The sequence below is a fragment of the Flavobacterium galactosi genome, from assembly GCF_048158585.1.
Taxonomy (GTDB): domain Bacteria; phylum Bacteroidota; class Bacteroidia; order Flavobacteriales; family Flavobacteriaceae; genus Flavobacterium; species Flavobacterium galactosi.
Genome location: NZ_JBLNKV010000001.1, coordinates 136,122 through 156,373, shown reverse-complemented (window position 1 = coordinate 156,373; position 20,252 = coordinate 136,122). Strand labels below are relative to the sequence as shown.

16 protein-coding genes and 1 pseudogene are annotated in these 20,252 nt (G+C 33.6%); 3 read left to right on the top strand and 14 right to left on the bottom strand.

Annotation, left to right across the window (positions count from 1 at the left end; translation table 11 throughout):
* The first annotated feature begins 51 nt into the window (after nt 1-51).
* Complete coding sequence (locus ACM55M_RS00640; RefSeq protein WP_416855531.1) at nt 52-2,103, top strand: DUF2264 domain-containing protein; 2,052 nt, start codon at nt 52-54, stop codon at nt 2,101-2,103.
* Between the two features lie 133 nt (nt 2,104-2,236).
* On the opposite strand, the gene ACM55M_RS00635 is transcribed toward ACM55M_RS00640, so the two are convergent.
* The 8 genes from ACM55M_RS00635 to ACM55M_RS00600 form a co-directional block, all read right to left on the bottom strand.
* Nucleotides 2,237-2,599 carry a nuclear transport factor 2 family protein gene (locus ACM55M_RS00635; protein WP_416855530.1) on the bottom strand — a complete coding sequence of 121 codons (363 nt, stop codon included), beginning with the start codon at nt 2,597-2,599 and terminating at the stop codon, nt 2,237-2,239.
* Between the two features lie 85 nt (nt 2,600-2,684).
* Nucleotides 2,685-3,593: a pseudouridine synthase gene (locus ACM55M_RS00630; RefSeq protein WP_416855529.1), complete on the bottom strand. Its 909-nt coding sequence runs from the start codon at nt 3,591-3,593 to the stop codon at nt 2,685-2,687.
* A 271-nt stretch (nt 3,594-3,864) separates the two neighbouring features.
* Nucleotides 3,865-4,821 carry a geranylgeranylglycerol-phosphate geranylgeranyltransferase gene (locus tag ACM55M_RS00625; protein WP_416855528.1) on the bottom strand — a complete coding sequence of 319 codons (957 nt, stop codon included), beginning with the start codon at nt 4,819-4,821 and terminating at the stop codon, nt 3,865-3,867.
* Nucleotides 4,822-5,049: 228 nt separating this feature from the next.
* A complete protein-coding gene (locus ACM55M_RS00620; protein WP_416855527.1) occupies nt 5,050-5,430 on the bottom strand; it encodes a response regulator in 381 nt (126 codons plus the stop codon).
* Entirely contained in the window at nt 5,420-6,847 is a 1,428-nt protein-coding gene (locus ACM55M_RS00615; protein ID WP_416855526.1) for a sensor histidine kinase, read from the bottom strand. Before ACM55M_RS00615 ends, ACM55M_RS00620 begins: the two co-directional genes overlap by 11 nt.
* A gap of 374 nt (nt 6,848-7,221) precedes the next feature.
* The gene (locus ACM55M_RS00610; RefSeq protein WP_416855525.1) at nt 7,222-8,160 is read right to left on the bottom strand and encodes a mevalonate kinase family protein; all 939 of its coding nucleotides are present in this window, start codon (nt 8,158-8,160) and stop codon (nt 7,222-7,224) included.
* Nucleotides 8,161-8,216: 56 nt separating this feature from the next.
* Complete coding sequence (locus ACM55M_RS00605) at nt 8,217-8,411, bottom strand: hypothetical protein (protein WP_416855524.1); 195 nt, start codon at nt 8,409-8,411, stop codon at nt 8,217-8,219.
* Nucleotides 8,412-8,452: 41 nt separating this feature from the next.
* Nucleotides 8,453-9,535 carry a diphosphomevalonate decarboxylase gene (locus ACM55M_RS00600; RefSeq protein ID WP_416855523.1) on the bottom strand — a complete coding sequence of 361 codons (1,083 nt, stop codon included), beginning with the start codon at nt 9,533-9,535 and terminating at the stop codon, nt 8,453-8,455.
* Between the two features lie 113 nt (nt 9,536-9,648).
* On the opposite strand from ACM55M_RS00600, the gene ACM55M_RS00595 reads away from it, so the two are divergent.
* Nucleotides 9,649-10,125, top strand: coding sequence for a TspO/MBR family protein (locus tag ACM55M_RS00595; RefSeq protein ID WP_416855522.1), 477 nt, complete (start codon nt 9,649-9,651; stop codon nt 10,123-10,125).
* A 66-nt stretch (nt 10,126-10,191) separates the two neighbouring features.
* Here the strand turns inward: ACM55M_RS00595 and ACM55M_RS00590 are convergent, their stop codons facing one another.
* From ACM55M_RS00590 to ACM55M_RS00575, 4 genes and pseudogenes are all read right to left on the bottom strand, one after another.
* Nucleotides 10,192-10,932, bottom strand: a complete 741-nt coding sequence (locus tag ACM55M_RS00590) for a hypothetical protein (RefSeq protein ID WP_416855521.1) — start codon at nt 10,930-10,932, stop codon at nt 10,192-10,194.
* Between the two features lie 188 nt (nt 10,933-11,120).
* Entirely contained in the window at nt 11,121-12,329 is a 1,209-nt protein-coding gene (locus tag ACM55M_RS00585) for a BaiN/RdsA family NAD(P)/FAD-dependent oxidoreductase (protein ID WP_416855520.1), read from the bottom strand.
* Nucleotides 12,330-12,365: 36 nt separating this feature from the next.
* Nucleotides 12,366-12,772: pseudogene (locus tag ACM55M_RS00580) on the bottom strand (GxxExxY protein).
* A gap of 104 nt (nt 12,773-12,876) precedes the next feature.
* Entirely contained in the window at nt 12,877-13,554 is a 678-nt protein-coding gene (locus tag ACM55M_RS00575) for a glycerophosphodiester phosphodiesterase (RefSeq protein ID WP_416855519.1), read from the bottom strand.
* Between the two features lie 162 nt (nt 13,555-13,716).
* Between ACM55M_RS00575 and ACM55M_RS00570 the strand changes: the two genes are divergently transcribed.
* Nucleotides 13,717-16,425, top strand: coding sequence for a M16 family metallopeptidase (locus ACM55M_RS00570; protein WP_416855518.1), 2,709 nt, complete (start codon nt 13,717-13,719; stop codon nt 16,423-16,425).
* Nucleotides 16,426-16,498: 73 nt separating this feature from the next.
* Here the strand turns inward: ACM55M_RS00570 and ACM55M_RS00565 are convergent, their stop codons facing one another.
* Both ACM55M_RS00565 and ACM55M_RS00560 read right to left on the bottom strand, forming a co-directional pair.
* Nucleotides 16,499-18,154, bottom strand: coding sequence for an alpha-amylase family glycosyl hydrolase (locus ACM55M_RS00565; protein WP_416855517.1), 1,656 nt, complete (start codon nt 18,152-18,154; stop codon nt 16,499-16,501).
* Between the two features lie 124 nt (nt 18,155-18,278).
* Entirely contained in the window at nt 18,279-20,084 is a 1,806-nt protein-coding gene (locus ACM55M_RS00560; protein WP_416855516.1) for a glycoside hydrolase family 13 protein, read from the bottom strand.
* Between the last annotated feature and the right edge of the window lie 168 nt (nt 20,085-20,252).

Sequence of the window (20,252 nt, the reverse complement as noted above, 5' to 3'; positions counted from 1 at the left end):
AAAATAAATAGGAATGCTGTTTTATAATCCTCCATATGGTAAATTAGTTTTATGAAAAAAAAATATTCATTTATTTTGTTACTTCTGATGTGTCTACCAGTATTGGCACAACAACAACAACAACAACAACAGCAACAGGAATCGGTTCAGAATTCGACGGATAATATTTTTACAATTGTAAAACCGGATTATACGTTAAGTCCTTATACGGGAATGACCAAGCAACACTGGAAAGATGCAGCGCTTTATTTATTGAAAGGGGCCTTTGGTTATATCCATAATCTGGATGATCCAATGAAGTTTCCTAAACAACTAGGAATAAGTTACCCAAAGGACGAAGGAAAAGTTCCAACGGAAAAATTAGAAGGACTGTGTAGGACGTTGTTTGTGGCGGCTCCAATTTTAAAAGAGAATCCATCGCTAGAAATCAATACCATAAAAGTTGCGGATTATTACAGATATCAAATCGGGAAGTTAATAGACCCAAGCAGTCCGTCTTACATTGTTCCTCGTTCAAAAAATGGCGGACCAAACCAAAATTTAGTAGAATTTGGAGCCCTGTCAGTGTCTATGCTTATTGCTCCGGAAATATTGTGGGATCCACTGCCCCAGGTTCAAAAAGATGCCTTGGCTAAAACAATGATTAGTTATGCTGATGGTCCAACGGTACCTTCGAACTGGAAGTTTTTTAATATTTTCGTATTGAGTTTTTTCAAAGACAAAGGCTATCCTGTTAATGAGAAATTGCTGGTTGATTATCTGCAAAAATCATTGGATCATTATAGAGGTGAAGGTTGGTATAATGACAATCCCGCATTTGATTATTATAGTATGTGGGCTTTCCAAATGTATGGCATGGTTTGGTCTGAATATATTGGAAAAAAATACTATCCGGAGTTTGCGGTCAAGTTTGAAACTAATTTTAAAGATTTAAAAGATAATTATCCGTACATGTTTAGCCGAAGCGGAGAGATGATTATGTGGGGGCGTAGCATCAGTTATCGAATCGGTTCTATTATCCCTTTTCCACTGATGGGATATGAACAGGATAAAGATATTAATTTTGGTTGGATGAGAAGAATTTCTTCGGGAGTGATGAAACAATTTTTGGAGCATCCCGATTTTATGAAAGACAATGTTCCTACTTTAGGGTTTTACGGTGCTTTCGAACCTGCCGTACAAGGATATAGCTGCCGTGGAAGCGTGTATTGGATGGGAAAAGCATTCTTAGGACTGATGGTTCCGGATAATAATCCGTTTTGGACAGCAACAGAAAACGAGGGAGCTTGGGAAAAGGAATTTGTAAAAGATACGGTGTACCATGAATTCCAGAAATCTTCCGAAATTTTAATTACCGATTATCCAAATATTGGCGCAGCTGAGTTGAGAGCCTGGTGTAATGTTCCGGTAATTAATGCGAGCGAAAAATTTAGAGGAAGTGAAAATTACAACCGCTTATCGTACAATAGTGCTTTCCCTTGGCAAGCTGATGGTGTCAATGGGGAAGTAGCGATGAACTATGTTTTTAAAAATAATAAACAAGAATGGGAGCCGTTCCGATTGTACACTTTTAAGAAGTTTGAGGAGGGTGTTTATTACCGTGATGTAGTTTTGGAGACCAATAGCAATATCAAATTTAATTTAGCCGAAATTCCTTTAGCAAATGGTATTTTGAGAGTGGATAAAAATAGAAGCACTGATCCAATTGCTATGCGATTAGGTCATTATGCTTTGCCAAAATTGGATGCGGAAATTAAAACGACGATCACCAAAGTAAAAGGACATCAGGCAACTATTATTGATAATGGAAAATACCAATTGGCAATGATTCCGCTTTTAGGTTGGGATAAAACAGAAGTGGTTGCGGCTAAAGGTTTAAATCCTTCCAGTGATGAAAGTGCAGTAATAGACGTTAGTGTTAATTTTACGCCTCAAAAAGATACCTCTGCTATTTATGCCACTTTAATGTTATGGAAAAAGTCAGGAGAAAAATGGAGCGATAAGGAGTTGTTGCCTGTGAAAAAAATTAAGTATTCTGAAAAAGAAAATACAGTACGAATCACGATGGTAAATGGCGAAAAAAAGATTGTGAAATATAATTAATCACTGTTCTATTACTAATAGAATTTTAGTGTAAATCGAGAAGCTTACTATTTAACTGCAATATATTAGAAAAAATAAAATCCCATTTGGCCAAAAGCTAAAGGGATTTTTGTGTTTTGTTTAAAATTGGTTTTTATCCATGATATACTCGGGAGGCGATTATTTTTTCCTCTTTAATGTCTAATACTTCAGCAACAAGCATATCTTCTTCACCGTTCACGGTTCTCGTGTATTCCATAAAAACACGATCACCGTTTGCGGTAAGTGATTTAACTTTATAGTTCAAACTTGGTAAACGTTCAAAAGCATCTTGCCACCATTCTCGCAAAGCATCTTTTCCCGTAACAAAACCATTAGTGTCAGGTTTGTACATTTTTAGTTTTGGACTAAAATGCACCGCGTCTTCATCATATAAAGACAATAGTTTTTCTAACTCTTTATTATTAAAAGTTTCAAACCATTTAAAAGCAATTGATTGTAGTTTTTCGGGTGTCATACTATTTTAGGATTGAATTTTTAATTAAAAAAATCCCATTTCGCTTTATGCGAAAGGGATTTCATTTTATAATTTCAAAGAAATATTAAACGTTCTTCAAGTTGATGATTTCTTGTTCGGTAAGCAATCTCCAGTTTCCTCTTGGCAAATTCTTTTTGGTCAAACCGGCAAAAGAAACTCTGTCAATACGCAACACATCATAACTGAAGTGTTCGAAAATATTACGAACCACTTTTACGTTAGACGATCTTAATTGCAATCCAATTTCACTTTTCGCTTCACCATCAATATAACTTACATCTTCCACAAAAACGCGGTGTCCGTCAAGAGTCAAACCTTTATTTATTTTTTCTAAATCTTCATATTTCAAGTTTTTATCAAGTGAAACTTGGTATATTTTAGATGATTTTTGACTTGGTAACGTAAACTTACGAATCATATCGGTATCGTTTGTAAACAATAACAAACCAGTCGTATTCTTATCCATTCTTCCCACTGCGCCAATTTTTGCAGTTGTAGAACCTTTTACCAATTCCAATACATTACGATACTCCTGACCTTCGTCCATCGCTGTGGTAAAGTTTTTTGGTTTGTTCAGTAAGATGTACACTTTTTTCTCTGGTGTCAAAGTCGAACCGTCAAAATTCACAACATCTCCAGGTTTTACCATGTATCCCATTTCGGTAACAGGAATTCCATTTACTTTCACCGTTCCGGATTGAATATAAATATCCGCATCACGACGCGAGCACGCGCCAGAATTAGCGATGTATTTATTCAAACGAATTTCGTCTTTTACTTTGGGTCTCTTTGGTGCTTGATTTGGTTTTTTCTCTACTTTATCAGTAGCGATATCGGCAACTTTAGTAACTACTTTAACTTTTTTCGGCCCTTGAGCGCGCTTCTGCATGGCAGGTTTTGGCTTATTCGAACTGGGTCTTGAGCTATTTGCTCTTGGACCACTTTTCTTATTATTGCCTTCCTTGTTATTCATAATATTCCAATAATTTGTGCAAAGATACTATTTATATAGTTGACAATCAATAAGAGCCAATTATAAAAACGCTAACTATCTAGTTAATAAGCTGATTAATACGTTTTAGTTTCATTTTTTGGAGCTATTTCCCGCTTTCCACTCTATCTTTTTCTTTTTAAAGAAAAAAGAAAAAGGATGCCGTTGTAATCGGGGCTAGCCTAATAGAGAAATTTGGGCGCTTTTGAGAAAATTGCAATACCCTTTTTTATATTTCTTATGAAAGAGAAATCTAAATCATCATCAACAATCTTTTTCCGTGCCACAAAACATTAGGATTGATAAGCACAATGCAAAATACTCCAGCCACAATAAGGAATTTCAGGACATTATGGAGTAGTATAAATTGTGATTTAGTGTTTGATTTCCATAAGTAAGCCAAGAAAAAAATCAACACAATAAGACAGGAATAGAAATAGATATCCATATAACCTACATCGTAAATTTCGATTAAAAGATAAACTGGAATTACAGCCAGAATGGTTAAAATAGTAATCGTTTTTTTTGATATTTCTTCCCCATAAACAATCGGAATCGTTTTATAATCATTGGCCAAGTCGCCTTTTAGGTTTTCTAAATCCTTAACCATTTCCCGAATAAGAATTAGTAGGAACAAAAAGGCGGCATGCGCAAATATTACTGCAAGCTGTCTTTTATAATTTTCAATTTCTTCAAATGGAATCTGAATATAAAAATACAATAGTATGGCAAAAAAAGGCAGAACAGCCAATAGAGAAGCTGTCAGGTTTCCTATTATCGGATATTTTTTTATTTTATGGGAATAAAACCAGATGGAAAATATATATGCTGAAAAGAATAAAAATACGCGCCATGAAACGAACAATGCCATTAAAGCGACAATGAAATTCAGTGCAAAATATACACTTAATTTTGTTTTTTGACTCACCAATCGGTCTAGCATGGATTTATTGGGACGATTGATTAAATCTTTTCGGCTGTCATAAAAACTATTGATGATATAACCCGAAGCAATCGCAAGCGAAGAAGCAAAAACAAGTATAAATAAATTGAAATCGAGTAAGATATCCAGTGCTCTTTTTTCGGGGGCAAGGATAAATATCGCCGAAAGATATTGCGCCAAAATAATTATGGGAATGTTATACCCTCTAACTACAGAGAACAAACTTGCAATTTTCATTATAAGAAGCTTGTGCTGTCTGCTTAACATTTTTCAGTAGTAGTTTTTTGTCAAGTTTTACAAAGGTGTAATTATAGTAAACTTGCTTATTTGTTTTCAAATTTAAGATTTTGTTTTTAAAATTAACTTGATTTTTTCACAAAAAAACACATGTGAATTGTTCTAAGATAAAATCGCTAAAAAAATTTGCTAAATATTAAGAGTATTTATGATTTGTAATGGATAGGAATTCTGATTTCATCGGATTCAAAATATGGATTAGGCTATCTGTGAAGAGGAATCTGGATAAATTATTTCGCTAAATTCTTTAACGGGGAAAGTTTTGCTTAAAATACTTTTTACATATTTATTGCTTTTTGCTCGTGTAATATCATTAGGGTCTAATGTAGATGAAAGCATGAAAATTTGAGTTTCCTTTTTCAATTCTTCAGATAGCATTTCAAATTCTGAAAGGAACTCGAATCCATCCCTTTCAGGCATTTTGATATCCAACAGAATAATTAGAGATTCTTCAGAACTTATTTTATAATTATTAAAATATTTAATTCCTTGTTTACCATTATCAGCAGTACTTGTTTCAGTTATGCCTAAATCAATTATAGTGTCATCAATTATCAAAATTTTATAATTAGGTTTCATATTCTTTCGGTATAGTTACTGTAAATGTGCTCCCAATATTCATTTCCGAATCGACTGTTATGGATCCATTAAGATTTTCAATAGCTTCTTTTACTAAGTAAAGGCCTAATCCAGAACCTTTATTGTTATTATTAGTGACAAAAAACATTTCAAAAATTTTGACTTGGTATTCTTTATTAATTCCGATACCATTATCTTCAATTTCAATTTTGTAAAAGTCTCCCGTGGTATACGTTTTAATTGAAATATACCTTTTTTCTTTTTTTTCATCAGAGTACTTAATGGCATTTGACAATAAATTATTTAAAATAATTTTTAATCTCAAACCATCACAATACAATTCTTCAACTGATAATTCTTTTTTGATAACGATTTCACTAGTACCTTTAATGTACAGATGTTGAGCAATGATTTCATCTGTAATTTTATTTAAATCAACGGGAGCGATGGCTATTTCTTTCCTTTTATTTCTAGAATAATCTATTATTTCTCTGATAAATTCATCTTGTTTATTAAGGCTTTCATGCATTAGACTTAAATAATCCCTAATTTGATCCAAATCATCCTCTAGTTTTACGATTTCTATTAATCCTTTTAAGGAAGAGATAGGAGATCTTAGATCATGTGAAACACTGTAAACAAATTTGTCAAGTTTCTTATTGGCAATGATTAAATTTTTGTTTTTATCATCTGTTTCATGTTTCGAGCGTCTTAGTCTGTTAACCATTACGGAGTAGTAAATACTTACGCTCCCTATGATCATCAAAGTTAAAAAAATATTGGTTAAAAGAAGATAGGTTTTAATCAAGCGTGTGCCTTCCCCTAGTGCTTCCGAGAAATTTTGTTCGTTTTTTGTTAATTTATCAGTAATAATATTTATCTGTTGAAAAATTTTTTGCTCGTCGTTTGATTTTAAATTGGTAGTACTTATTTTTTTATGAGACTCATTTCCGATTGATTCCAATTGTTCAATTAAATAATCGCCTTTTTCCCACTCATTAATCGCCTTTGCTAAAAAAGGAACGGAATGAAAATATCTAAATAACCAAATTAAATCGTCAAGGTCTTTCTCGTTATTTCTACCGGCTCTAAATCCGTTTTTGATGGTCTCAATAGAGTCATTATTTGTCAAGCCGATTCGTGCAATCTTATCTCCTTTCGGAACACTTAATTCTTCGTTGAATAACTTCCATTCAATGGGGTCTTTAGTAAAAAGGTATGTGATAAGATGTCTGGTGGCATCTTTCTGTCCTTTAGAATAATGGGATTCTCCATTTACATATGCCCTGGATGCCGACAAGATTTTAATAGTTAGATAGTTGACGATAATCAACGAAGAACAAGACAAAATCACTATAATGAGAGGAATGAAAATATTGCGGAGCTTAAAATATTCAAGAATTTTAATTTCAGACATGTAGTTTTTTTGTAAGTGATAAGAGCAAAAAAATCAGATGTTTAAAGATAAGTTGTTTTTATTTAAAATGTAAGATTTTATTTAATTTTATTTAATGGTGGTTTTTATGATGAATAATTTAAATCATAGCTTTTTAGGAGTTCGTCAAGAAGTATAATTCCAGTATGAATTTTATTGTTATCGAAACGGTTTAAGAATTTTTTGTTTTTTATAATGAAGTTGTGCCCAAAATATATATGGTGGGTATTCAATAAGAAACCAAATTGCTTCGAAATAATAATTGCATATATGCTTCAACAGGGAACAAGCTAATAATTTTAGTATAAGAAGCTTGTGTTAAGCATTATAGAGTATGTTTTGAGTGTTAAAGTTTTTTAGAACTGATAAACCACTTCTAGTTTATAATCTTTCAACGAAATTTTGGCTTTTTCTAAATCCTCAGTAAATCCTAAGATATAGCCGCCACCGCCAGAACCACATAATTTCAAGTAATAATCATTACTGTCAATTCCTTGTTGCCAGATTCCATGAAATTGTTCCGGAATCATCGGTTTGAAGTTATTCAAAACCACTTTTGATAATTTCTTAGTGTTCATGAACAATGATTTCATATCGCCTCCAAGGAAATTTTCCACACAGGCATCCGTATATTTTACAAATTGATTTTTCAACATGGCACGGAATCCTTTGTCTTTTAGGTTTTCCATGAAAATATTCACCATCGGAGCCGTTTCGCCTATAATTCCTGAATCTAGCAAGAATACGGCACCTTTCCCGTCAAAACTTTGTGTTGGTATTCCAGTTGCTTCAATGTTATCCTTAGAATTGATAAGAATCGGAATGCTCAAATAACTGTTTAAAGGGTCTAAGCCAGAACTTTTTCCGTGGAAAAAACTCTCCATTTGAGAAAATATATTTTTTAACTGCAATAATTTTTCACGAGTCAAATTCTCCAGAACCGTAATTTTATTTTGAGCATATTTATCATAAATAGCAGCTACAAGTGCGCCACTACTTCCTACGCCATAACCCTGAGGAATGCTGGAATCAAAATACATTCCAGTTTCAACATCATTTTTTAAAGTAGCTAAATCAAAAGTTACTAAGTTGGGTTGCTCGTTTTGTAACGTTTCCAAATAAGTAACAAAACGTCTTAAATTTCCATTTGATTTTATCGCTTCATCAGATGGATTCTCCTCTCTTTTAAGCGCACCATTGTAAAAATTATAAGGAATTGACAATCCTTTTGAGTCACGAATAATTCCGTATTCTCCAAAGAGTAATATTTTTGAGTAAAATAAAGGTCCTTTCATATTAGATTGTAAATTAGCAATTTGGGGTTGATAATTAGGTATTTTAGTAGGTAATTTTATAAATCGACTTGGTCTCCACGATTTGCTTCTTGAATTCCAAGGTCAATTTCTTCTTGTTCTTCAGGAGATAATTCTTTCCAAACATCTTTTTTTTCTGATTTGAAAATGTTTTTTATAGCTTCGATTATGTTCTTGTCATTCGTTTCTAATAACAATTTAATCAATTCTAATTTCTCTGATTGAATGTCCATAATTTCAGCTCTTTAAAACTTAAAGGTAGGGAAAAAACAAACTAATTCAACAAAGCTCCATTTCCAATTTCGTCACAAAGGTACTGACCATTTTGGCAATAGCCAACTAATTCGTCCTTAATAAATTGTAACACTTTCTCTTTAGTGTTATTTGGATATAAAACATGCACGTTTGCTCCGGCATCCAGAGTAAAACAAACCGGAATTTTGGTCTCGTTTCTAAATTTCCAAATCGCATTAATGATTTCCAGCGTGTTTGGTTTCATCAATATAAAATAGGGCATCGAGGTCATCATCATGGCGTGTAAAGTCAAGGCTTCACTTTCTACAATTTTGATGAATTCTTCCAGATTTCCGCTTTCAAAAATGGAAATTAATTGATCTAAATTTTCGTGTGCTTGTGCAAATCGCCTTTCGGCAAAAGGATGGTGGTGCATCAAATCGTGTCCAACGGTACTCGAAACCTGTTTTTCGCCTTTGTCAACCAACAAAATCGTGTCTTGGAAATTCTTAAAATTGGTATGAATAGCTTTTGGGAATTCAACACCAAATAAATCAGAACTTCCGGGAATATTCGCATGATTTCCCCAAACGACCACGCTTCCTTTTACGCTTCTGCAAGCACTGCCGGAACCTAAACGCGCTAATAAAGACGCTTTTTGATAAAAATAGGCAGAAGTCATTTCAGGATTCAATACTTTTTCTAAACTCATTAAGTTCATCGCCAATGCCGCCATTCCAGATGCGGATGAGGCAATTCCCGAACTGTGCGGAAACGTATTCTCGGTGTCAATCGTAAAATGGTAGTCCTTCAAAAATGGTAAATAGATTTCAATTCGTTCCAGGAATTTTTGGATTTTTGGTTTGAAATCTTCTTTAGGTTTTCCTTCAAACAGCAAATCAAAGGAAAATGTACCGTCATTTTGCTTTTTGGCGAAAGCCAATTTCGTAATGGTTTTGCAATTATTCAACGTAAAACTAACCGAAGGATTAGCTGGAATTTGATTGTCTTTTTTACCCCAATATTTTACAAGGGCAATATTACTGGGAGCGCTCCATTGGAAATTTCCCTTTTCAATGGAATGCGTATATTTTGATGGAATAAAATCGTTTGCTGAAATCATGAATTTAAAAATTTACGCAAAGATACTTTTTTTGGTTTATTTGTTAATTTGTTTATCTGGTTAATCGTTAGAAAGATTTAAGTAAATTTGGCTCACATTAGAAAAACATAAAAATGAATAAGATTACCCGAATATTAGCTGTTGTTGTTACTTGTCTTGCGATTGGCTATTTCTCCGGAATGGTGACACGTTCTGCAATAACAACATGGTATCCTACTTTGGTCAAGCCAAGTTTTAATCCACCCAATTGGGTTTTTGCGCCCGTTTGGAGCATGTTATATATTATGATGGGAGTTGCGGCAGGTTTGGTTTGGAACCGAATTGATTTTGGAAAAGAAGCGGTTAAAAAAGCCTTAGTTTTCTTTGCGATTCAATTAGCCTTAAATGCGTTATGGTCGTATTTATTCTTTGGATTGCACAACCCAATGTTGGCCGGATTAGAAATTATTGTTTTGTGGCTGATGATTTATGAAACCTATATTCAGTTTGCTAAAATCAATAAAATTGCAGGTTATTTGTTCCTTCCGTATTTGGCTTGGGTAAGTTTTGCAGCCGTTTTAAATGGAAGTATTTGGTGGTTGAATAAATAGTTGACAGTTTTCAATCACAGTAATCAGTTTATCTTTTGATGAGAAAACTAAATTGTTTTCAAAGTCTTACAGCTTCTTAAATTCAATATTCTTGGTCGATAAAAAATCCATCATCGATAAAATGTTACTATTTTCTAATAGTGTTTTTGATCTAGGATCTGCATCACAAAATTGAAGGAACAAGTCTATTTCATTTGGGTTTAACTTTAAGTTTTCAAGATAAAATTTCTGATCACAGCTGCTTTTTGCCAATGCTGTAAATTCTATTTCAGGAACAGTTTTTTTAACTTTCTCTTTTTCTTTTGCGAATAAACCTAAAATCATGCTGCCAATTCGCATAAAATCCATTCCGTTTTCAATAGTCCCATTGTTAATTCCAAGGATTTTTGGTGTTCGTGCTGCTTTTTCTAAAGCTAATTGATTACCCTTTCCTTGTTCATACTCTTTATCTGTGCTTAATTGAATAGAAGGCATTTTTGTAATTACGACTTCCTTTAACTCTTCTGGTTTAAGGGTTAATGAAATAATAAGATTGTTTTTGTTGATGGTATTTTGATCCACCAGAATTTTTTTGATATCATGGTTTTTTGAAACAAAAAAGAGTTCATCTCCCGCTTTTACCAATATAGAAAATTCTCCTGATGCGTTTGTAATGGTAGTTTTTTTAGAACTAAAATTAGCAACTTCGACTTTACCGAGAGGAAAATGTTGGTGCAAAACGGTACCGTTAATTAATTTTTCGGTTTGCGAAAAACCAGATTGAAAAACAAAAAATAGTAATGGAAGAGAAAGGTAGATTTTTATCATTCGTAATATTTTGATTACAAACATATTCAAATCATTTTGTGAAAATGAAAACAGAATAATAAATTCATGTTAATCAAACACTAAAGTTCTCTTAATTAAAGTCTTGTAGTGATAAGGAGTGGTTTAAATTACTTTGTAGAATGAGATAAAGTATTAATTGTTAACTATTTTTAAAAAGGGATTTTGGTCTAAACGGCATTCGCCACAATAAACCCGCTCGTCCATGCATTCTGGAAATTGAATCCGCCGGTAATGGCGTCAATATTCACAATTTCTCCTGCAAAATAGAGGTTTTCATGTAATTTGCTTTCCATGGTTTTGAAGTTGATTTCCTTTAAATCGATTCCGCCGGCAGTTACAAATTCTTCTTTAAACGTGCTTTTTCCATTCACTTGAAAAGTACCATTCGTTAATTGATTCGCTAGATTTTGCAATTGAATTTTTGATAAATCGGCCCATTTAGTTTCTGATTCAATTCCTGAAGCGAGTACCAAACTTTCCCATAACCGATTGGTTAATTCGAATGGCGATTTTTTTGAAACCGATTTTTTGGCGTGTTCTTGTTTTAATTCTTTTAATTTTTTCTCGACATCTTCTTTGTCAGCATCATTCAACCAATTCACGAAAATAGTGAACTGATAATTTTTGTCGTGTAAGATTCGAGCTCCCCAAGCCGATAATTTCAAAATCGCCGGACCGCTCATTCCCCAGTGTGTGATTAACAAAGGCCCTGTTGATGTGAGTTTGGTGTCTTTTACTTTTACGGTTACTTGTGCGGCAACGCCGGGTAATTCTTTTATTCTGGAATCTTTAATGTTGAAAGTGAATAGGGAAGGAACCGGACTGACAATTGCATGTCTAAAATTTTGTAGCATTTCCCAAACTTTAGGATTACTGCCTGTGGCCAGAATTAGTTTTTCGGTTAGATAATTTTCACTTTGGGTTTCTACTTTCCATAAAGTATCTTTTTTGAAAATGGATTGTACACTTTGTCCTGTAAGCACTGCGATTCCCAGTTTTTGGGTGGCTTTCAGGAAACAATCAATTATGGTTTGTGAGGAATTTGAAACTGGAAACATGCGTCCGTCTGCTTCAATTTTTAGTTCCACGCCATGTTTTTCGAACCATTCAATCGTATCGCCAGAGCAAAACTGATGAAACGGACCTCGCAATTCTTTTTCGCCACGCGGATAAAACTTCACCAGTTCATTAGGCTCAAAACAAGCGTGCGTCACGTTGCATCTTCCGCCGCCGGAAATGCGAACTTTGTTCAGTACTTCGGTACCGCGTTCCAGAATGGCTACTTTTAATTTCGGATTTTTTTCTACAATATTAATTGCTGTAAAAAATCCTGCTGCGCCACCGCCTACTATTATTATGTCGAAATTTTGATTCATTTTTTTAACCATTAAGTTAGTTAAGATTTATTAAGTCTAATCATCAGCTAACCGTGAAAAATATTCGTTAATTAAAGGTTTGGAGGATTTTGTTATGTTGGTAGTGTTAAAATTAATAAGTAAGCCTTGTGGAATACTTAATAGTTTCATGTAGGTTAATAGTTTGGCCTCGTCAATTGGGTGAAATTTTTCAACTGTTTTAATTCAACAATAATACAATCATTTACTAATAAATCCAAACGTAATGGATGAGCTAGTTCTAAATCATAGTAATCGATTTCTATATTAAATTGTTGCTTAACATTGTACCCGTTTTTTTCTAGCTCATATTTTAAGCATTCTTCATAAATTTTTTCTAATAAACCTGGCCCTAGTTTTTTGTGAACTTTTATGGCATAACCGATAATTTCATAGGATAATTGCGTTATCTCTTTTTTTGTCATAAACTGAACTATTTACTGGTTACTTAATTTACCTTAATTCACTTAATGGTTTGAAAATAAAATTCTATCTGGAAAAAAGGTAATAATTATATCGAAATTTTTGTTCATATTCTATTTGGGAAATCAGTGATGATTCCGTTTACGTTGAATGCTTTTATTTTTTGTATGTCTTCTATTTCATTGATGGTCCAAGGGAAAACCTGCAATCCTTTTTCTTGCATTTGCGCCGTGTTTTCCTTTGTCAATAAATGAAAATGAGGATGAATGGATTTTGCCTGAATAAATTTGGCGAAAGCCTGAGCTAAATCGAGATTAGTTTCTGTTAAAACGCCAATTGGAATTTTATCATTCAAAAACGCCACTTGCTGCAACGCATTCCAATCAAAACTGGAAACTAAAAAACGATCGTATTTCCACTGTTTTTTAACAACATATTTTTCGATGAGCGCAACGACTTTTTCTGCGGTTTCATAATTTTTTAATTCGATATTGATAAAACAGTTTTGGTTTACCAAATCAAATACTTCTTTAAGCGTTGGAATTTGGTGTTTGTCATCAATTCGAAAAGCCTTCAATTCGCGCAAAGATAGTTTATTTACAAAACCTTTTCCATTAGTCGTTCGGTCAATTGTTTCATCATGGATCACCATTAATTCATCATCCGCACTAAGATGTACATCGAGTTCAATCCCATCTACTTGCATGTCTAATGCTTTTTGGAAAGAAACTAATGTATTCTCCGGTTCATACCCTTTGACACCACGATGACCAATCTTTTTCATGGAGTATTTTTTCAGTACAAAAAAAGAACAATTTTTTAAGTTAAAGCTTTAAAACGTTTATTTTTTTTATAAAAAAAGCGATTGTTCAATGAAAGAAAAATATGATATTTACATTAATATTTAAAAAGCAATCTTTTTAAACCAACTTAAATAGAGTTAATTATGAAAAATAGTATTTTATCAATTCTTTTTGCAGGATTATTTATAGGGACAAGTTTTGCACAGATCCCAAAATTAGTTGCCTCAGTTGAAGGGATTAAAGAATTTAGTTTGCCTAATGGTCTTAAAATTTTATTAATTCCTGATGCCGCACAATCTAATGTAGTGGTGAATATTGTATATAATGTAGGTTCAAGACACGAAGGATATGGTGAAACCGGAATGGCGCATTTGCTGGAACATATGTTGTTTAAGCGTTCGTCAAAATTTAGTGAAATTAAAAAAGCGATTGCCGATAAGGGAGCAATAGCAAATGGGACTACGTGGAGTGATAGAACAAATTATTATGAAATTCTTCCTGCTACAGACGAAAATTTAAATTGGGCCTTAGAAATGGAAGCCGATAGAATGGTAACATCTTCTATCTTGCAATCGGATTTAGATACTGAATTTTCGGTAGTTAGAAATGAGTTTGAAATAGGGGAGAATTCTCCATCGGGTGTTCTGGAGGAAAGGATTGTTTCCTCGGCTTTTTTATGGCATAATTACGGGAATTCTACTATAGGGAGCAAAGAAGATATCGAAAGAGTTAAGGCAGCTTCTCTTAAAAATTTCTACAAAAAATACTATCAACCCAATAATGCAACGCTAATCGTTGGGGGGAAATTTGATGAAAAGAAAACATTAGATTTGATTTCAAAATATTTTGCGATCATCCCCAAATCAAAACAAATTATAGAACCAACTTATACTGTTGAACCAGCCCAAGATGGGGAACGTTTTGTGGAGTTAAAAAGAAACGGCGACATTCAGTATGTAGCAATGGCGTATCATACACCCAGTTTTTCGGACAAAGAATATGCGGCAAATAATGCTTTGATTGCTATTCTTTCCAATAATCCTTCGGGTGTTTTGTATAAAGCTTTGATCGAAACGAAACTTGCAACTAGTGTGTATGGTTATACCCGAACGTTAAGAGATCCCGGTTTTAGTTATTTTCAATGTGAAATCCCGAAAGACAAGGATTTGACAATGGCTCAAAATGTTTTTCTTCAAACTATGAATGCCGTTCCAAAAATGATATTTACGGAAGAGGATTTAAAAAGAGCCAAAAATGAATTGTTGAAACAATTTGAAAACACGTACAATAAAACAATCAATTTAAGTATTGCATTGACAGAGCATATTGGTGCTGGAGATTGGCGTTTATTTTTTATTGATAGAGATAATGTTGAAAAATTGACACTTGCAGACATTCAAAGTGTTGCCAAAAAATACTATTTGCAAAGCAACAGAACTTGGGGAAGATTCATTCCTGAAAACAATACAGAACGTGTAAAAGTAAGTGATACTCCGGATATTTCAGCCCTGACAAACGGATATAAAGGAAAAACTTTAGAGGTGAATAACGCGACTTTTGAAACTTCTGTTGCCAATATTTTGAAAACAACAGAAATAGGGAAATTAGCTTCAGGGGGAAAATACGCATTGCTTGAAAAACCTTCAAAAGGAAATAAAATTGAAGCTCGAATTTTACTTCGAATGGGAAATGAGAAAGCACTTGAAGGAAAAGATCTAATAGCGAACTTAACTGCCAAAATGCTTAAATTAGGTACTAAGACAAGGAGTAAAACAGTCATTAATGACCAATTAGATCAATATAAAATCAATTTGAGTGTACAAGCAACTGTAGATAGAATGTATTTGAGAATGAGTACGGACAAAGAGAATTTAAATAAGGCTTTAGTTCTCGTTGATGATATTTTAAGGAATCCATTATTTGATGCTTCTGAATTTGAAAAAATGAAATTAGAAACTAAAAGTGAGTTGGAATCCTCCAAGAATGAACCACAATCGCTAGCCAGTGAAGCTGTTGAGAAAGAAACTGCATTGTATCCAAAATCGCATCCCTTTTATGCAAAGACAGTTGATGAAGAATTAGCTGAATTAAATAAAATTACACTGAATGACGTGAAAAAATATTACGAAGATTTTTATAACGGAAATAACAGTGTCATCTCCTTTGTAGGTGGAATCGATAAAAAAAGTATCAAGGAATTTATGCCTAAAACGTTGGATAACTGGAACTCAAAAGAGCTTTATTCAAGAATTGCAACGCAATATTTTGATGTAAAATCGGTGTATAAAACAATTCAGGTCAATGACAAAACCAATGCCGCTGTTATTGGGAAGATCAATTTGAATATTGGTATGAACGAACCGGATTATCCAGCAGTTGATATGGCCAATGAATTGCTTGGTGGTGGTTTCCTTTCTTCCAGAATACCGCAAAGGTTGCGTGAAGCAGAGGGGATGAGTTATGGTGCGGGTTCTTTTGTTTCAGGAAGTGGTATTGACAAGACGGGCAGCTGGGGCGTTTACGCTTTCTTCAATCCATTGTTTAAAGATAAATTAGACAATGCTTTGAAAGACGAAATTCAGAAAGCATTGGATAAGGGTTTTACAAAAGTAGAGTTTGATGCTTCATTAAAATCTTGGTTGCAACAACGACAAACAATGCTTGGAACCGATGAGTTTTTAGTTAGGCAATTAAGAGAATATTTAGATCAAAATAAAACGTTTACGGATTATTCGGACTATGAAAATAAAGTAAAAGCGTTGGATGTAGATAAAGTAAATGCAGCTTTGAAAAAATATTTCGATATGAAAAAGTTAGTATTAATTTATGCTGGAGATTTCACCAAAAAATAAGGTCTATTTTCATAAAAAAAGAGGTTGTCTAAATTTAGACAACCTCTTTTTTTATGAAAATAAAATCTAGAGATTACTGATTTTCAATTAATAATAATGAAAAATTAGTATCAAATGAAACTTTTCCGTCAGAAACAATTCCTGTTTTTCCAGAATAAGCATCTCTTACTTTAGCTCCATCTTTAAAAACGGAACCAACGGCAAGTTCTTTTTTACCAATCGGTAAATCCAGACCAATAACTACAGCATCTGAATAATTTCCTTTGGTAAAAGCTCTACTAAAAGTATAGGGTTGAGGTGAAATTTGCTTATGAATTCCGGCTCCAATAGAAGGATGATTTTTTCTGAATAGACCTAATTTCTGCCAATGCAGCAATGTTTTTTGTGTTTCAGGATTTGATTGGATATCGTCCCAATTCATGAAGGAACGCAATGTTGCGTCGCCTTGAGTTCCTTCAACTACTAATGAACGCGCAGATTCATCACCATAATAGACTTGTGAAAGTCCTGAACTCAGTAATAATTTTGTCCCTGCTTCTTTGCTTTTGGTACGTTTTGCATCAAATGGTCCGCCATCATCATGAGAAGATAAATAGTTTAAAACACTATATCCTTTCAGTTCATTATTCAACTTGTCAGAATACTTGGAAAATATAAATTCATAGTCTTTTTGGGCATCCCATTTGAATTCGAAATTGATCATGTTATTGAATCCATTTTCGTAATAGTTTACTTTTTTGTCTCCAAAATCAAAAATTTGCCCGCCGCTGATGCCATAATTGTACACTTCGGCAATGGTGTAAAAAGAATTATTGTCCAATACTTTTGTCGGGTTGTTTTTCTTCCAAGTTTCAAAAGCATAGTTACATTGGGATTTAAAATCGGCCCAGACGGTTTCGTCCGTATGTTTTACAGTATCGCCTCTGTAACCGTCAATTCCATAATCGGCAATATAATCGGTCAACCATTTGATGATGTAATATTTGGGTGCTCTCGGATATCCTGTGCGACTAAAAAACACATCTAATTCTTTCATTTCTTGTTCGTAACGCCCTTCTTTTTTCCATTTTTCGATTAGAAAAGGCGGCAAAGCGACATTTTGATTGCTCTCTGTTTTTACATCCGGAAGATTCGCTACCAAAGTACAAGCGGTAGTATTTGCAAAGGATTTATAATCGCAAATTGGCCCCGTTCTCACCCAGTCATTTGGCCAAACCGTATCCTCAGCCGTTACTGGTCCGGTATGATTGATAACACCGTCCAGAATGATTCGGATTCCATGGGCATGCGCTTTCTCTACTAATGCAGCTAAATCTTCTTTTGTGCCAAAATTAGGGTCTAAGTTTGTCCAATCTCTGGCCCAATACCCATGAAAGCCATAGCTTAATCCCGTTCCTTCATCTACGCCATCGTGAATTTGTTCCACTATTGGTGTAAACCAAATGGCATTGATTCCCAGTTTATCAAAATAACCTTCGTCAATTTTTTTTGAAATTCCTTTGATATCTCCTCCTTCGAAACCACGAAGTTTTCCTGGTGTTTTGGTCCTGTTTAAGTTTATATCATTTGAAGTATCACCATTATTAAAACGATCGGTCATTAGAAAATAAACATTCGCTCCTTCCCAAACGAAAGGCGTTTTAGCGCGCTCCGAAACAGTTTTTGTACTGGAACAACTGCTTAAAATTGTTATAGTTAATAGTAAAAACTGAATTGAATATTTTTTCATTTTTTTTTATAATTAAATGATTGATTTTTTTTGAAACATATAAATTATAAGTTCATTTATGTTTGTGGCGTTAATTATTCGCTGTAGTATTCTTATTTTTCTGAGATGTCTTACGTGCTTTAAATTATTTCAATTCTAAAATCAAAACCGATTTTGGTTCTATTATTATTTCGTTTGTTATATCAAATGTTAATTCAGAAATTACATCCTTTCCGATTTTAAAATCTTTGATGTTTTCTTTAAAACGATGCGTATTTATGGTGTGGGTTTCATTGCTGTTGTTGATTAGAACCATAACACTTTCATTAGTATTATACCTAAAATAAACATACACATTGTTTTCAGGAATGTAATGTGTCATCTTCCCAAAATGAACTACCGATTTTGTTTTTCTCCAATTAAATAATTTAGATGTATAATCAAAATAGTCACTTTGTCCCGGAGTTCTTCCTTCCTTGATGAAAGCATTGTTTTCATCACCTTCCCAACCACCTGGAAAGTCTTGACGAATGTCAGCATCGCCCTTGCCTTTGTCACCAGTCATGCCAATTTCACTGCCGTAATACAATTGTGGAATTCCACGAACTGTTGCTATCAAAGCCATTGCCATTTTGTATTTTCTGATGTCATTTCCATAAGTCTGATTGAAACGATTGGTGTCGTGATTTTCGACAAAAACTAACATATTGTTGGTATTTGGATAAAGAAAGTCATTCGTAAAATTATCATACAATTTGATCATTCCTTTGTCCCAAGAACCGTCATCCTCATTGAATACTTTACTGGTTGCCTCAAATAATGGAAAATCCATTACACTTGGTAAATTGGAATTGTAGTCTTGTATTTTACTTATTGGACTGTGTTTTTGCCAATAGGATATCTGTGCTTGACTTTGCATCCAAACTTCACCTACAATATTGAAATTTGGGTACTCATCAGTAACCGATTTTGTCCATTTTGCAATTCCTTTTGGGTCGGAATAATTAAAAGTATCCACTCTGAATCCATCCAAATCGGCATATTCAATCCACCAAATTGCATTTTGAATCAGGTATTTTAAGGCCAAAGGATTCGATAAGTTTAAATCAGGCATCGATGGTGCAAACCAACCGTTCAGGCATGTTTCCGTGTCAATTTTAGACGCATGCGTATCGTTTATAACCGTTCTTTTATGATTGGTTTGGGTATATTTATCAAACTGATTGATCCATTCACGGGTTGGTAAATCTTTCATCATCCAATGTTCAATTCCCCAATGATTAGTCACGTAATCCATCACTAATTTCATGTTCTTCTTATGCATTTCAGAAGATAATCGTACATAATCTTCATTAGTCCCGTAACGTGGATCTATTTTATAAACATCAGATTGACCATACGTATGATAAGAAAAAGCAGCGTCATTGTCTTCGCAAAGTGGCGTACTCCATATCGTTGTTGCGCCCAATGAAGAAATATAACCCAGGTTTTTTATAATCCCTTCAATGTCGCCACCGTGTCTTCCTCCGGGTAATTCGCGGTTGAATTTTTCTGTAGTGGCATCTTCGCTATCATTATTTCTGTTTCCATTTGCAAAACGGTCCGGCATCAACAAATACATCATATCCGAAGCATCGTAACTTTTGCGTTGCGCTGAATTATCTCTTCTTTTCTTTAAAGTATATTTTTGGGTGAATGACTCTTTATTGTTGTTCTTGAAGGTAAAAATCAAATCAGTTGCCGATACTTTTTTAGTATCAATGGTAACAAAAATATAGTTAGGATTCTCCGTTCTCTTAACGTTGGTGATTTTTATTGCATTAGAAACCGTGACTTGATATTCTGCTATGTTTTTACCGTAAAACATAATTTGCAATTCTGAATTTTTCATGCCCGCATACCAAAAAGGCGGTTCAACTCTATCAATTTGAGCATTTAAAGTTAGAGACATAAAAAAAAGGAATAAGGTTATTTTTTTTAAAAAGTACATATTTACAAACGGAAACGAACCGATTTTATTTGTTATTTAAAATTTTTATGGCTGTTAAATTTACAACAGCAGTAAATTAGACTTTAGATAGTGGTATCAATTAAACAATCCCAATTTTTATTGGGATTG

Bases quoted from the DNA above. Each gene is read 5' to 3' on its own strand.
- ACM55M_RS00575 (WP_416855519.1), bottom strand. From the start codon at position 13,554: ATGAAAAAGATTGGTCATCGTGGTGTCAAAGGGTATGAACCGGAGAAT.
- ACM55M_RS00640 (WP_416855531.1), top strand. From the start codon at position 52: ATGAAAAAAAAATATTCATTTATTTTGTTACTTCTGATGTGTCTACCA.
- ACM55M_RS00600 (WP_416855523.1), bottom strand. From the start codon at position 9,535: ATGATTTCAGCAAACGATTTTATTCCATCAAAATATACGCATTCCATT.
- ACM55M_RS00625 (WP_416855528.1), bottom strand. From the start codon at position 4,821: ATGTTAAGCAGACAGCACAAGCTTCTTATAATGAAAATTGCAAGTTTG.
- ACM55M_RS00590 (WP_416855521.1), bottom strand. From the start codon at position 10,932: ATGATAAAAATCTACCTTTCTCTTCCATTACTATTTTTTGTTTTTCAA.
- ACM55M_RS00570 (WP_416855518.1), top strand. From the start codon at position 13,717: ATGAAAAATAGTATTTTATCAATTCTTTTTGCAGGATTATTTATAGGG.
- ACM55M_RS00630 (WP_416855529.1), bottom strand. From the start codon at position 3,593: ATGAATAACAAGGAAGGCAATAATAAGAAAAGTGGTCCAAGAGCAAAT.
- ACM55M_RS00585 (WP_416855520.1), bottom strand. From the start codon at position 12,329: ATGAATCAAAATTTCGACATAATAATAGTAGGCGGTGGCGCAGCAGGA.
- ACM55M_RS00620 (WP_416855527.1), bottom strand. From the start codon at position 5,430: ATGAAACCTAATTATAAAATTTTGATAATTGATGACACTATAATTGAT.
- ACM55M_RS00560 (WP_416855516.1), bottom strand. From the start codon at position 20,084: ATGTCTCTAACTTTAAATGCTCAAATTGATAGAGTTGAACCGCCTTTT.
- ACM55M_RS00635 (WP_416855530.1), bottom strand. From the start codon at position 2,599: ATGACACCCGAAAAACTACAATCAATTGCTTTTAAATGGTTTGAAACT.
- ACM55M_RS00595 (WP_416855522.1), top strand. From the start codon at position 9,649: ATGAATAAGATTACCCGAATATTAGCTGTTGTTGTTACTTGTCTTGCG.
- ACM55M_RS00615 (WP_416855526.1), bottom strand. From the start codon at position 6,847: ATGTCTGAAATTAAAATTCTTGAATATTTTAAGCTCCGCAATATTTTC.
- ACM55M_RS00565 (WP_416855517.1), bottom strand. From the start codon at position 18,154: ATGAAAAAATATTCAATTCAGTTTTTACTATTAACTATAACAATTTTA.
- ACM55M_RS00605 (WP_416855524.1), bottom strand. From the start codon at position 8,411: ATGGACATTCAATCAGAGAAATTAGAATTGATTAAATTGTTATTAGAA.
- ACM55M_RS00610 (WP_416855525.1), bottom strand. From the start codon at position 8,160: ATGAAAGGACCTTTATTTTACTCAAAAATATTACTCTTTGGAGAATAC.